Origin of the sequence: Parafrankia sp. Ea1.12 (genome assembly GCF_900465275.1) — a bacterium.
Classification (GTDB): Bacteria; Actinomycetota; Actinomycetes; order Frankiales; family Frankiaceae; genus Parafrankia; species Parafrankia soli.
In genome coordinates, this window is the sequence record NZ_UBIZ01000364.1 from 24,353 (window position 1) to 37,804 (window position 13,452).

Genomic DNA, 13,452 nt, shown 5'->3' on the forward strand with positions numbered 1-13,452 from the left:
CCCCGGCCCGGCCAGGCACCCGGGTTCCGCCGGTGGCCCGGCCCCCGGCCCGGTTCCGGCGCCGGGCGTTCGCGCGGCTACCGGACGTTCGCGGCGTCCATCCCGCGCAGCTCCTTCTTCAGCTCGTTGACCTCGTCGCGCAGGCGGGCCGCCAGCTCGAACTGCAGTTCCTTGGCGGCCTCGTGCATCTGGTCGTCGAGCTGGCGGATGAGCTGGGCGAGCTCGTGGCGCGGCATGCCGGCGAGCTCCGCCGCGTACCGGCCGACCGCGTCCCCCGCCTTCGACTTCATCCCGGGTACCGGGGCCTTGCCACGGGACTGCGCCCGGCCACCGCCGCCGATCATCTCCTCGCCCGCGGACTCGCGGACCATGTCCTCGAGAATGTCGACGACCTTCTTGCGCAGCGGCTGAGGGTCGAGACCGCGCTCGGTGTTGTAGGCGATCTGCTTCTCCCGGCGCCGGTTCGTCTCCTCGATGGCCTTGCTCATCGACGGAGTGATCTTGTCTGCGTACATGTGGACCTGGCCGGAGACGTTGCGGGCGGCCCGGCCGATGGTCTGGATCAGGGACTTGTCCGAGCGCAGGAAGCCCTCCTTGTCGGCGTCGAGGATGGCCACCAGCGACACCTCGGGCAGGTCGAGGCCCTCGCGGAGCAGGTTGATGCCGACGAGCACGTCGAACTCGCCGCGGCGCAGCTCGGTCAGCAGCTCGACCCGGCGCAGTGTGTCGACCTCGCTGTGCAGGTAGCGCACCCGGATGCCGAGCTCGAGCAGGTAGTCGGTGAGATCCTCGGACATCTTCTTGGTCAGCGTGGTGACCAGGATCCGCTCGTCGCGTTCCGCGCGGATCCGGATCTCGTGCACGAGATCGTCGATCTGGCCCTTGGTCGGCTTCAGCACGATCTCCGGGTCGAGCAGGCCGGTCGGCCGGATGATCTGTTCGACGACGCCGTCCCCGCGCCCCAGCTCGTAGGGGCCCGGAGTCGCAGAGAGGTACACCGTCTGGCCGATGCGCTCCAGGAACTCCTCCCAGCGCAGCGGCCGGTTGTCGATGGCGCTCGGCAGCCGGAAGCCGTGGTCGACCAGGTTCCGCTTGCGGGACATGTCGCCCTCGTACATGCCGCCGATCTGCGGCACGGTGACGTGCGACTCGTCGATGACCAGCAGGAAGTCGTCCGGGAAGTAGTCGAGCAGGGTGTGCGGGGCCGTGCCGGCGGCCCGGCCGTCGATGTGCCGGGAGTAGTTCTCGATGCCGGAGCAGAAGCCGACCTGGCGCATCATCTCGATGTCGTACGTGGTGCGCATCCGCAGCCGCTGCGCCTCCAGCAGCTTGCCCTGGCCCTCCAGCTCGGCCAGCCGGTCGGTGAGCTCCGCCTCGATGCCGGCGATCGCCCGCTCCATCCGCTCCGGCCCGGCGACGTAGTGGGTGGCGGGGAAGACGAAGACCTCCTGGGACTCCCGGACGATCTCCCCGGTGAGCGGGTGCAGGTAGGTCAGGCGCTCGATCTCGTCGCCGAACATCTCGATCCGGACCGCGAGCTCCTCGTAGACCGGGAACACCTCGATGGTGTCGCCACGCACGCGGAACGTTCCGCGGGTGAAGGCGAGGTCGTTGCGGGCGTACTGGACGTCGACGAAGCGGCGCAGCAGGCGGTCGCGCTCGATCTCGTCGCCGACGCGCAGCCGGACCATCCGGTCGATGTACTCCTGGGGGGTGCCCAGACCGTAGATGCAGCTCACGCTGGCGACGACGACCACATCGCGCCGGGTGAGGAGGTTCATCGTCGCCGAGTGGCGCAGCCGCTCGACCTCCTCGTTGATGGAGGAGTCCTTCTCGATGTAGGTGTCGGTCTGCGCGATGTACGCCTCGGGCTGGTAGTAGTCGTAGTAGGAGACGAAGTACTCGACGGCGTTGTTCGGCAGCAGCTCACGGAACTCGTTCGCGAGCTGGGCGGCCAGTGTCTTGTTGGGCGCCATCACCAGGGTCGGGCGCTGCAGGCGTTCCACGAGCCAGGCGGTGGTGGCCGACTTGCCGGTGCCCGTCGCGCCCAGGAGCACGACGTCCTTCTCGCCGGCCCGCACGCGGCGGGCCAGCTCCTCGATCGCCGCCGGCTGGTCGCCTGAGGGGGCGAAATCCGAGACGACCTCGAACGGCGCGGCCGAGCGCTGGAAGTCCGTGGTGGGGCGTTCGAACGTTGTGCTCACGAGTTCCAGAACACCACACGCCTCCGACAGTTTCCCGGCGGCGGTCCCCGGCCACCTCGGCGGTGGCACCCGGCGGCCCCACGCGGCGGTGTCCCTCAGCGCGAGGTGCCCTCCCAGCCGAGCAGCCGGGCACCGAGCACCGCGGTCTGCAGGACGTACCGGTCCGTCGGAGAGGTCGGGTCATGCCTGGTCAGGGCGTGGATGCGGTCGAGCCGGTAGGTGAGCGCGCGCACCGACAGGTGCAACCGGCGGGCCGCCGCGAGCGCCACGCCGCCGGTCGCGAAGTAGGCGTCGAGCGTCTCGATCAGCGGTCCCGCGCCGCCCCGCGCCGCCCGCAGCGGGCTGAGCACCGCCTCGACGAGCTCCTCCAGCGGTTCCCGGTCGCGGAGCAGCACCTTGTAGATGAGCAGGTCGTCGGCGTGCACGACCTGCCCGTCCAGCCGCATCCGCCCGGCCAGCTCGACGGCGTTGCGGGCCTCCTCATAGCCGATGCGCACGCCGGCGACGCCGCTGCGGGGCCGGCTGACCCCAAGCCGCCACACGAGCTCCGGTTCCACCCCCAGCCGCCCGGTGACCGCCCTGATGGCGGTGGACGGCGCCGCGTCCGCGGGGGAGAACGCCGGCAGCGGCGCGAACCCGGCGTCGCCGGGGCCGGGCGGGTCCATCCGGCGCCGGCCCCGCGGCGCCGTGGTCCGTGGGCGTGCGATCTCCCGGTCGAGGGTCGGCCGGTCGGCCCTCGGGTGCCCGGAGCCGCCGTCCGGCCGGGCGTGCACGGGGTGATGCACAGGATGGTGTCGTCCCGACGTGGGATCGCTCACGCTGGTCACCCCGGCCCTGGCCGACCCGGCCGTCGGGCCGGCGGCGGGGCGACGGTCCGGTGCGGCGCCGTCGTCCGGCGTGATCGCCGCCGTGGGCGGGCCGGGCAGGATCAGGTCGGTCTCCTGCGGGACGACGCAGACGAGCAGCCCGTCCTTGGTCGCGACGAGGGGCTCCGTGGCGCACTGCGCGCGCAGCGCCTCCTCGATCCCGCGCACGACCGCCCGCCCGTCCAGGAAGCGCCGCCCGCCCGCCGCGACGAGGACGACGTGCGGCGCCTCCAGCCGGAGCCCGAAGGCGGCCGCCCGCTCGAGCAGCGGCCCGAGCTCGGAGGTGCCGGTGAGCAGGTCGTCCACCAGCTCGCGGCGCATCGCCTCCTCCGAGCGCGCCCGCGCCGCACGGGCCCGTTCGTAGCCCTCGCACACCGCCGCGACCGCGTCGTCGCTGGCCCGCAGGACGGCCGACGCCGCCGCGCGGGTTCGCGAGACCGCCCCGACGGTCAGCCCGCTGAGATCGGTGGGATCACCGCCGTCCTCGGTGTGCTGGGAGTGCTCGGCGTGGGCGACGGCCGGCACCCGCCCGTCCAGGACCGCCGGCAGCGTCCGTCCCAGGTCGCGCGCGTCCCGGTCGGCCTGGCGGACGACGGGCAGCGACGGCCAGATCCGCCAGGTCGCGGAGAGGTAGAGGTCGACGAGCGCCGGCAGCGAGGCGCCGGACTCGGCGGCGGCCTGGCCGAGCGCCCGGAAGACGTCGAGCTCGGCGCGGGACAGCCGCCGGCCGCTGTCGGCCGCGGAGGCGAGCACCTCCAGATAGTTGCCCAGCAGGCCGGCGTGCAGGCGGGCGTCGGCCGCCGCGAGCACGGCGGCCCGGGGGAGCCGGGTGAGGCTGGTACCGGGCAGCCCGGCTGGCTGGTCGTCGTCCGGGAAGACCGGCCTGGATGTTTGATCCCGTTTCGTCACCTCATGCTCTCCCCCCGCTCGGCTGCCGAGTATCGGCAAGGAAATCGTAGACAAAGTCGCGGACTCCGGACGGTGTCTGCCGGGACACCGAAGGGCAGGCTGAGCGTTGAGCCTGGTACGGGGCCCTGCGGGGCGCCCACGGCAGGCCGACGCGGAGCGGATCCGGCCCCTCGCGGGGACGATCCCCGCACCGCCCGTCGGCCGCCCGGCGCCGCGATCATCGCCCCGCCCAGGTGCCACCACGGCAACACAAAGCCCCCGACGGAAGTGACTGACGGTGAAAGGCAAAGGATCTACCCGAGACATGTCCACGAAGGACGGCTCCCGCCCCACGGCGCTGCCGCCGATCGCAGTGCGCCCAGGCCTGTTCGTGTCCGTGGCGGTCGTGACGGTGCTGCTCGGCGCGCTCACCCTCCCCGCCACCGTGCCGGGCCGTCCGGGCTTCGCCTACTTCAGTGGGGGCGTGCTCGGCGCGGGTCTGCTCGTCGCGATCCTGCTCGGGGCCGACCTGGCCCGGGCCGCCGCCGCGCGCAGGGCCGGGATCACGGTCACCGGGATCACCCTCGGCGCCTTCGGGAGCCGGCTGGGCCTCGCACCCGCACGCGACCGCTCGACGGACCGGGGCGACGGCAGCCCGCTGAGCGGTACCGGCCCGTTGGGCGGTACCGGCCCGGCCGGTTCCGGTGACCCGCTCGCCCCGGCCACCGGTGACGCACTCGCCGACGCCGCCGTCGCCCGTGCGGGCCTGACGGTGACGGCCCTCGCCGGGATGGTGCTGGTCGCCGCCGGCGCGCTCGCCCCCGGCGGAACGCTCGCCCTGGTCGGCGAGCTGGCGCTCTGGGTCGGCACGTTCGCCCTGCTCATCACCGTCGTCGACCTGCTGCCCGCACCGCGCAGCGCCGGCGGGCGGATCCTCGCCGCCCGGGTCCTGCGCCGCACCGGTGACGAGGCGGCCGCGGAAGCGGCCGTGGCCCGCGCGGGTGTCATCACCGGGTGGACCCTGATCGTCTTCGGTGCGGCGGCCACCTTCCTGGTCGGGCTGGTCGGCCTGTGGGCGATTCTCCTCGGCTGGCTCGCGCTCGGGACGTCCCGGCTCGCGCAGACGCAGGAGCGCACCTCTGCCGCGCTGCGCGGGGTCTTCGTCCGTGACGTGATGATCCCCGCCCCGGAGGCGCTGCCGTCCTGGAAGACGGTCGCCGCCGCGCTGGACGAGACCGTGCTCCCGTCCCGCGCCTCGGTGTTCGGGGTCCGGGACTTCGCCGGGCCGCTGATCGGCGTCACCCTGCTGCGTGATCTGGCCGCGGTGCCCGCGGACGACCGCGACCTGGCCCGGGTGGCCCGGGTGACCATCCCGCTGGACCGGGTCGCCACCGCCCGTCCGGAGGAGCCGCTCGCCGCGGTCGCGTCGCGGCTGGCGCACCGGCCCGCCGCGGGCGTGATCGTCGTCGTCGCCGACGGCCCGGACGGCCTGCCCGGGATGGTGGGCACCGTGGGCCCGGGCGAACTGGCCCGGGCGCTGGAGACCACGCCGCTGCACGGCCGGGTGGTCACCCCGACCGGCTTCGGCCGCCGTCGCCGGTGAGCTCACCGGTCGCGCCGGGAGCCCGGTCCCGCCGGGTTCCCGGCGGACGTCCCCGCCGTCGCCGGGCCTGAGTGGCCCCCTCGGCGCGCGGGCCTGGCGGCCCGTCCTGAACCCGCTCTGGTCACGCTGCTGGCAACGGCGCCCGGCGGACCAGAGCACAGCATTCCCGGCGGGGCCCGTGAGCCCCGCCGGTGACCGCGGCCACCGGCCGCGACCCCCCCCGTACCACCCAAAGGAGATTCCGTGGATGTGCCCGCCTGGGCCTGGGCCGCCTTCATTGGCGGCCTGCTCCTGTTGCTCGCCATCGACCTGATCGCGCACCGCAGGGCGCACGTCATCGGCTTCAGGGAGGCCGCGTGGTGGAGCGTTGGCTGGGTGTCGCTCGGTGTCGCCTTCGCCTTCGTCATCTGGGCCTGGCAGGGCCCCGGCGCGGCCGGCGAGTACGCGGCGGCCTACCTGCTCGAGAAGAGCCTCTCGGTCGACAACCTGTTCGTCTTCGCGCTGATCTTCTCGTACTTCAAGGTCCCGCGGGAGTACCAGCACCGCGTGCTGTTCTACGGCGTGCTGGGCGCTCTGGTGCTGCGCTTCCTGTTCATCGCGGCCGGCATCGCGCTGCTCGAGAACTTCAGCTTCGTGATCTACATCTTCGGCGCCTTCCTGCTGTACACGGCGTTCAAGATGGTCCGCGACGACGGCGTCGACATGGACCCCGGGCAGAGCAGGGCCGTCCGGCTGCTGCGTCGGGTGATCCCGGTGACGGACACCTACCAGGGGCAGCACTTCATCCTGCGGCGCGCGGGCAAGCTGATCGCCACGCCGCTGCTCGCCGTGCTGGTGGCGGTCGAGACCGCGGACGTCCTGTTCGCCTTCGACTCGGTGCCCGCGGCGCTCGGCGTGACGAACGAGACCTTCCTCGTCTACACCGCCAACGCGCTGGCCATCCTCGGCCTGCGGTCGCTGTTCTTCCTCCTCTCCGGGCTGATGGAGAAGTTCCACCACCTGGCGACCGGGCTCGCCGTGATCCTTGCCTTCATCGGGGTGAAGATGCTGCTCACCGACGTCTGGCACATGCCGATCTGGCTGTCCCTCGCGGTGATCGCGGTCGTGCTGGCCGGGTCGATCGTCTGGTCGCTGACGACGGAGCCGCCCGCCGAGAACGGCGACGGCGGCCAGGACGGCCACGCCGGTGGGGCCGGCGGCCTCAGCGGGTCCAGTGAGGTCGGCGGGCTCAGTGGGGCCGGCGGAGTCAGTGAGGCCGGCGACGGCGGTCGTCTGGTGACCGGCACGGACACCCGGGCCGACGCACCGGCGGCCAACGCGGCGGACTAGGGACGCTAGCCGCCGCCGGCGAGGCGGACCCGGTTCAGGCGGGTCGACGGGCGGGAGCGGGGTGGGTCCCGGTGGACGGGATCCCGAAGGCCGCGATCGTGTCGCGTTCCTGGACCGGGGTCCGCGTCGCCTCCGCGCGCGTGATCCGGTCCCACCGGAAGCAGCGTGGGCCGCCCCGGCGCAGGCACCACGCGAACAGGTACCAGTGGCCCCCGGTGAAACCGATCAGCCGGGGCTCCACCGGACGTCCCTCGCTGACCGCGCCGGCGGCGTCGACGTAGTCGATCGTGATGACGACTCCGTCGAGCAGAGCCGCCTCGACAACGGTGGCCACCGGCCCCCGCGGGGCGCGGACCGGGTCCGTGCCGATCCGCCGTGCCTTTTCGGTGAGCTCCTCGCGGGCGGCCGTGCCGGTCACGCCCAGCGCGTCGAGGACGGCGCCCAGCGCGTCGGCGGCGTCAGCGGCGAACGGCCCGTCCTGGAGCGCGGCCAGCGCCGCCATCACTGCCGCGGCCTGCGTCTCGGTGAGGGCCACCGGCGGCAGCAGGGCGCGGACCATGGCAAACACGGTGCCACGGCGATGTCTCCGTTGCCCGCCGATCACCCGCCGGGGCGAGGTCGGCCCGACCGGGTCCGCGGACCGTCGAAGCGAGTTGGCCGAGCCAGCCCCTGCGCTGCTGGCGCAACACGCTTCAGGTGGAGCGCCGGCCGCCCCCGCTCGGGCATGGTCCGGCGGCGGCGTACCGGCCGACGAGAGCTACCTATTATTAATACGAATTGATGACTCGGCGACGCGCCGATTGTCATGTGGGCGACAGTGTGGCGCTCGCGTTAGTGTTTTGAGGCTGCCGGGATCGTCCGAGCTTCCCGAATCCCTCTGTTTCTCCTTCAAGGCGGACTATGCATAACCTTCTGGCCGTTGTTGTCTCCTATGGTGGATCACCCCAGCTCCACTGTCTTCTGGCGACCCTGGCCGGGGTTACCGGCTGCCGGGTCGCGCTGGTCGAGAACCGGCCCGGCACAGTGCACGAAGACCTGCCCGCGGGCGTTGAGCTGTACGAGGGGCACGGGAATGTCGGATATGGCACGGCTGTGAACATCGCCGTGCTCCGTGCGCTGCGGCCCGGCCCGGCGCAGGAGCCGCGGCCCGCGTCCCCGCCCGAGTGGCTGCTCGTCGTGAACAGCGACGTGACCATGCCTGAGCGGACCAGGGACCTGCTTCCCGATATCCTCGGTTCGATACCCGCCGACGCGGACGTGGTGGGTTTCCCGGTGCAGGCCGAGACCGGCCTCTCCGGCCGGAGCACGGCGGTGCTTCCGAGTATCCGTACGAATGCGTACACGGCGGTGCGCGGTGAGGCCGCCGCGGTGGAACGCTGGCCCGAGCTCTGCTATCCCGTCGGGGCGTTCTTCGCGATCCGTACCCAGGAGTTCCTCCGGATGGGCGGTTTCGACCCGTCCTACTGGATGTACTATGAGGAAACGGACCTTTTCGCCCGGCTGCACGCGTCCGGTGGCCGCATCGCGTGGATCGACGACTGCTGCCATGTCACCCACGTCGGCGGCGGGACCGTCGGCCGCGCCGGCCTGATGTACGCCGAACTCGGCCGTTCGGCCGCCATCTACGCGCGGCGCCACGGCGACACGCTCGGGCGGGGCTGGCTCGCCGTCCACGTGGCGCAGCTGGCGGCGCTGGCGCTGCGCAAGCTCGCGACCGGCCGGACCCACGACGCGCTGCGCGCGTCGAGGATCCTGTCCGGCGTCGCGACGGGGCTGGTCCAGCCTCGCTGGGAGCCCGCCACCCAGTCCCGCTGGCGGGCCGTTCCGGTCGCCACCCGCCGTGACCTGGGCCGGATGGACACCGCCGCGCCCGGGCAGGTGCCGGCGCCCCGGGCGTCCCGCACGTCCCGCGCGGACCGGTCGCCACAGGTGACCGCCGGGTACCGCTGACTGTCAGATACAGCCGACTGTCAGATACGGCTGACCGCCGGGCCGGGTGCGGCCGATCGCCGTCTCACCAGCCGCGGGAGCGCCACTCGGCCAGGTGCGGGCGCTCGGCGCCGAGTGTTGTGTCCTTTCCGTGGCCCGGGTAGATCCATGTCCGGTCGGGCAGCGGACCGAACACCTTGGCCTCGAGGCCGTCCATCAGGGTGGCGAAGGCGGCGGCGTCCCCGAAGGTGTTCCCTGGGCCGCCGGGGAACAGACAGTCGCCGGTGAACAGGTGCGGGGCGTCGCCGTCCTGGTCGTAGAGCAGGGCCACGGAGCCGGGCGTGTGCCCGACGAGGTGCACGACCCGCAGCGTGACCTCGCCGACGTGCACCTCGTCGCCGTCGACGACCGGGTCCATCGTCGGGACCGGGATGGCGGGCGCGTCGAGCGGGTGCGCCACGGTGCGGGCCCCGGTCGCGGCGACGACCTCCTCGAGCGCCTGGACGTGGTCGGCGTGCCGGTGGGTCGTCACCACGGTGGCCAACCCGCTGTCGCCGACGAGGCGTAGCAGCGTGTCGGTCTCGTTCGCCGCGTCGACGAGCAGCTGCTCGCCGGTGGCGGCGCAGCGCAGGAGATAGCAGTTGTTGTCGAACGGGCCGACCGCCACCTTGGTGATCGTGAGGTCCGGGAGCTCGCGGGTGTCCGCCGGCCCGCCGACGGTGACCTCGCCCGTGTATCCGGCGCCGATGTTCATCACGGTTCTCCTCGATCTCTCCGTGGACTGGTCCGCGCGGATCCGTCCGTGGCCGGACCGCCGTGGTGGCGGCCGGGCGGCGTGGAATGATCCGCGGAGCGCATCCATTCTGATCGGCGTGACCGCCGTGTGTCCTCGACGGAACAAGGATGTGGCCCGCGGGGTTCCCCTGCGCGGAGCCGGGCACCGCCGGTGCGGGCACGTCGGCCCGGGCGTGTGCGGGCACGTCGGCCCGGGCGTGTAGCGTCGGTCGTGTTCGAACGCGCGTTTGATCCGGTGCCGCTGCGGAGCCGGGCCCAGGGCGCGGCGCCTGCCCGCGGGGCCGCGTAACGGGCCGCAAACCCGTCCGTAGCATGCCTGCCGCAGGCCGCGACAGTTGTCCCCCACACCTGATGTCACCCAAACCTGACTGTCACCTGTATCCGACTGTCACCCCCACCCGACCGAAGACCACGAGGGACCTGACGATGGCTGACCGTCTTGTCGTCCGCGGAGCACGTGAGCACAACCTTCGTGACGTCGATCTCGACCTGCCCAGGGACGGCCTGGTGGTCTTCACGGGGCTGTCGGGCTCGGGCAAGTCGAGCCTCGCCTTCGACACGATCTTCGCCGAGGGGCAGCGCCGGTACGTCGAGTCACTTTCGGCCTACGCCCGCCAGTTCCTCGGCCAGATGGACAAGCCGGACGTCGACTTCATCGAGGGCCTGTCACCCGCGGTCTCGATCGACCAGAAGTCGACCTCGCGCAACCCGCGCTCGACGGTGGGCACGATCACCGAGGTCTACGACTACCTGCGGCTGCTGTACGCGCGGGTCGGCCACCCGCACTGCCCGAAGTGCGGCCGCCCGATCGCCCGGCAGACCCCGCAGCAGATCGTCGACCGGCTCCTGGAGCTCCCCGAGGGCACCCGCTTCCAGGTCCTGGCGCCGGTCGTCCGTGGCCGCAAGGGCGAGTACGCCGACCTCTTCGCCGAGCTGCAGAGCTCCGGCTTCGCCCGGGTCCGGGTGGACGGCACCGTCGTGGCGCTCACCGAGCGCCCCAAGCTCGAGAAGCAGCGCAAGCACACGATCGAGGTCGTGGTCGACCGGCTCGCGGCGAAGGAGTCGGCCAAGCGCCGCCTCACCGACTCGATCGAGACGGCGCTCAAGCTCGGCAGCGGCCTGGTGCTGCTCGACTTCGTCGACCGGGATCCGGCCGACCCCGACCGCGAGCGGATGTACTCCGAGCACCTGGCCTGCATGTACGACGACCTCTCCTTCGAGGAGATGGAGCCGAGGTCGTTCTCGTTCAACTCGCCGTTCGGGGCCTGCCAGGAGTGTTCGGGTCTGGGAACCCGCAAGGAGGTCGACCCCGACCTCGTCGTGCCCGACCCGACGCTCTCGCTCGCCGAGGGCGCGATCCAACCGTGGGCCGGCGGGCACAACAAGGAGTACTTCGAGCGGCTGCTGACGGCGCTCAGCGAGGACCTCAGCTTCCGGATGGACACCCCGTGGGAGGGGCTGCCGGAGCGCGCCCGCAAGGCGATCCTGCACGGCAGCGGCGAGACCGAGATCCACGTCGGCTACACGAACCGCTACGGTCGCAAGCGCTCCTACTACACGTCCTTCGAGGGCGTGATGGCCTTCCTGCGTCGCCGCCACTCGGACGCCGAGTCCGACAGCAGCCGCGAGCGCTACGAGGGCTACATGCGCGACGTGCCCTGCCCGGCATGCCGGGGCGCCCGGCTCAAACCGGAGTCGCTGGCCGTCACGCTCGGCGGCCGCTCCATCGCCGAGGTCTCCGGGATGTCGATCGGGGAATGCGCGGCATTCCTGCGCGGCGTCGAGCTCAGCGAGCGGGAGCAGGCCATCGCCGGGCGGGTCCTCAAGGAGATCGACGCGCGGCTCGCCTTCCTGCTGGACGTCGGCCTCGACTACCTGTCCCTGAACCGTTCCGCCGGCACGCTCGCCGGTGGGGAGGCCCAGCGGATCCGCCTCGCCACCCAGATCGGCTCGGGGCTGGTCGGCGTGCTCTACGTGCTCGACGAGCCGTCGATCGGCCTCCACCAGCGGGACAACCGCCGCCTCATCCAGACCCTCGTCCGGCTGCGCGATCTCGGCAACACGCTGATCGTCGTGGAACACGACGAGGACACGATCCGTGCCGCCGACTGGGTGGTGGACATCGGCCCCGGGGCCGGTGAGCACGGCGGCCGGGTGGTCGTCTCCGGCCCGGTCGAGGAGCTGCTGAGCAGCGAGGAGTCGATGACCGGCGCCTACCTCTCCGGTCGGCGGCAGATCCCGGTGCCCGACATCCGCCGCGCGCCGACGAAGTCGCGCTCGCTGACCGTGCACGGCGCCCGGGAGCACAACCTCCGGGACGTGACGGTGTCGTTCCCGCTCGGCTGCCTGGTAGCGGTCACCGGCGTCTCCGGCTCGGGCAAGTCGACGCTGGTCAACGACATCCTCGCCAGCGTGCTCGCGAACCATCTCAACGGCGCGCGCGAGGTGCCGGGCCGGCACCGCACGGTGTCCGGCCTCGAGCACCTCGACAAGGCGGTACGGGTCGACCAGTCACCGATTGGCCGGACCCCGCGGTCCAACCCGGCGACGTACACGGGCGTGTTCGACCACATCCGCCGGCTGTTCGCGGAGACGACCGAGGCGAAGGTCCGCGGGTACCTGCCGGGCCGGTTCTCGTTCAACGTCAAGGGCGGCCGGTGCGAGGCCTGCTCCGGCGACGGCACCATCAAGATCGAGATGAACTTCCTGCCGGACGTCTACGTCCCGTGCGAGGTCTGCGCGGGCGCCCGGTACAACCGGGAGACGCTGGAGGTGCACTTCAAGGGCCGCAACATCGCCGAGGTGCTCGACATGCCGATCGAGGAGGCCGCCGAGTTCTTCGCGGCGGTCCCGGCGATCGCCCGGCACCTGCGCACGCTCAACGACGTCGGCCTCGGCTACGTCCGGCTGGGCCAGTCGGCGCCCACCCTCTCCGGCGGTGAGGCGCAGCGGGTGAAGCTCGCCTCGGAGCTGCAGCGACGCTCCACCGGGCGGACCGTCTACGTGCTGGACGAGCCCACCACCGGCCTGCACTTCGAGGACATCCGGAAACTGCTCGGCGTGCTCGGCCGGCTCGTTGACGCCGGCAACACGGTGATCGTCATCGAGCACAACCTCGACGTCGTCAAGACCGCCGACTGGATCATCGACATGGGCCCGGAGGGCGGGACGGGCGGCGGCCGGGTGATCGCCGAGGGAGCTCCCGAGACGGTCGCCGCGGTGCCCGAGAGCCACACCGGCGCCTTCCTGCGGGAGATCCTCGGCGACCGGGTCGACGCCCGTCCGAAGTCACGGCCGAAGCTCGCCGGCGCGGCCGCGCTGTGACGGCGCGCGGCCGTGCCCGCTCAGGTCTGGAGGAGTCAGGTCTGGAGGAGGTCGTCGAGGACGGCGTCCAGAGCGACCTCGGGGTGCTCCTCGCCGGCGGGCACGACCCGCTCGGTGCGTTCGAGGAAGCGGCGGACGGGCGCGGCGTCCAGGACGACCACCGACCGGCGCTCGCCGTCGGCCAGCTCGAGGCGGATGCCGTCCCGGGTCGGCTCGGGCGTGATGCGGACGTCCCCGTCGCCGACGGGTGCCGGGCCGTCCAGGCCGGCCCGCAGCGCGTCCCGGGGAGCCACCCAGTGGCCCTGCGGGAGCGCGGGATGATCCGGCCGGGAGACGAGTACCAGCGCGACCGCCAGCGGGTCACAGCTGCGCCAGGTGATCTGCAGAACGGTGATCCTGCCGCGGCTGGGGGCGTCGTCAACGACGAACTCCGTCGTGACGTCCTCCACCTGCACGCGTCGGCTCCCTCGGCCCGATCTACCCGGTTTAACTGCCTCGCCGGTTTACACCGTCG

Annotated in this window: 9 protein-coding genes; 4 read left to right on the forward strand and 5 right to left on the reverse strand. The window is 72.5% G+C overall.

The genetic code is table 11. The features are described from left to right. Positions 1-77 precede the first annotated feature (77 nt). Both uvrB and FMEAI12_RS20325 read right to left on the reverse strand, forming a co-directional pair. Entirely contained in the window at positions 78-2,204 is a 2,127-nt protein-coding gene (gene uvrB / locus FMEAI12_RS20320; RefSeq protein ID WP_112107398.1) for an excinuclease ABC subunit UvrB, read from the reverse strand. A gap of 95 nt (positions 2,205-2,299) precedes the next feature. Further along, the gene (locus FMEAI12_RS20325) at positions 2,300-3,979 is read right to left on the reverse strand and encodes a helix-turn-helix domain-containing protein (RefSeq protein ID WP_235014236.1); all 1,680 of its coding nucleotides are present in this window, start codon (positions 3,977-3,979) and stop codon (positions 2,300-2,302) included. Between the two features lie 304 nt (positions 3,980-4,283). Here FMEAI12_RS20325 and FMEAI12_RS20330 point away from each other — a divergent pair, with 304 nt between their 5' ends. Together FMEAI12_RS20330 and FMEAI12_RS20335 are read left to right on the forward strand one after the other, a co-directional pair. Further along, complete coding sequence (locus FMEAI12_RS20330) at positions 4,284-5,561, forward strand: peptidase M50 (protein ID WP_112107400.1); 1,278 nt, start codon at positions 4,284-4,286, stop codon at positions 5,559-5,561. Positions 5,562-5,804: 243 nt separating this feature from the next. After that, positions 5,805-6,890 (forward strand): TerC family protein, encoded by a 1,086-nt coding sequence (locus tag FMEAI12_RS20335; RefSeq protein WP_112107410.1) that lies wholly within the window; start codon positions 5,805-5,807, stop codon positions 6,888-6,890. A 34-nt stretch (positions 6,891-6,924) separates the two neighbouring features. Here FMEAI12_RS20335 and FMEAI12_RS20340 read toward each other — a convergent pair whose 3' ends face one another. Then, positions 6,925-7,449 (reverse strand): YafY family protein, encoded by a 525-nt coding sequence (locus FMEAI12_RS20340; protein ID WP_112107413.1) that lies wholly within the window; start codon positions 7,447-7,449, stop codon positions 6,925-6,927. A gap of 341 nt (positions 7,450-7,790) precedes the next feature. Here FMEAI12_RS20340 and FMEAI12_RS20345 point away from each other — a divergent pair, with 341 nt between their 5' ends. Then, positions 7,791-8,840, forward strand: coding sequence for a glycosyltransferase family 2 protein (locus FMEAI12_RS20345; RefSeq protein ID WP_112107415.1), 1,050 nt, complete (start codon positions 7,791-7,793; stop codon positions 8,838-8,840). Positions 8,841-8,904: 64 nt separating this feature from the next. On the opposite strand, the gene FMEAI12_RS20350 is transcribed toward FMEAI12_RS20345, so the two are convergent. Then, positions 8,905-9,573 carry an MBL fold metallo-hydrolase gene (locus tag FMEAI12_RS20350; RefSeq protein WP_071065520.1) on the reverse strand — a complete coding sequence of 223 codons (669 nt, stop codon included), beginning with the start codon at positions 9,571-9,573 and terminating at the stop codon, positions 8,905-8,907. Between the two features lie 467 nt (positions 9,574-10,040). Between FMEAI12_RS20350 and uvrA the strand changes: the two genes are divergently transcribed. Further along, the gene (gene uvrA / locus FMEAI12_RS20360) at positions 10,041-12,938 is read left to right on the forward strand and encodes an excinuclease ABC subunit UvrA (protein ID WP_112107419.1); all 2,898 of its coding nucleotides are present in this window, start codon (positions 10,041-10,043) and stop codon (positions 12,936-12,938) included. Positions 12,939-12,973: 35 nt separating this feature from the next. Here uvrA and FMEAI12_RS20365 read toward each other — a convergent pair whose 3' ends face one another. After that, complete coding sequence (locus FMEAI12_RS20365; protein WP_020459662.1) at positions 12,974-13,393, reverse strand: SsgA family sporulation/cell division regulator; 420 nt, start codon at positions 13,391-13,393, stop codon at positions 12,974-12,976. Positions 13,394-13,452: the final 59 nt, after the last annotated feature.

What these genes read in the sequence shown, in the direction of transcription:
- uvrA (WP_112107419.1), top strand. Translation starts at nt 10,041, where the DNA reads ATGGCTGACCGTCTTGTCGTCCGCGGAGCACGTGAGCACAACCTTCGT.
- FMEAI12_RS20340 (WP_112107413.1), bottom strand. Translation starts at nt 7,449, where the DNA reads ATGGTCCGCGCCCTGCTGCCGCCGGTGGCCCTCACCGAGACGCAGGCC.
- FMEAI12_RS20345 (WP_112107415.1), top strand. Translation starts at nt 7,791, where the DNA reads ATGCATAACCTTCTGGCCGTTGTTGTCTCCTATGGTGGATCACCCCAG.
- FMEAI12_RS20350 (WP_071065520.1), bottom strand. Translation starts at nt 9,573, where the DNA reads ATGAACATCGGCGCCGGATACACGGGCGAGGTCACCGTCGGCGGGCCG.
- FMEAI12_RS20330 (WP_112107400.1), top strand. Translation starts at nt 4,284, where the DNA reads ATGTCCACGAAGGACGGCTCCCGCCCCACGGCGCTGCCGCCGATCGCA.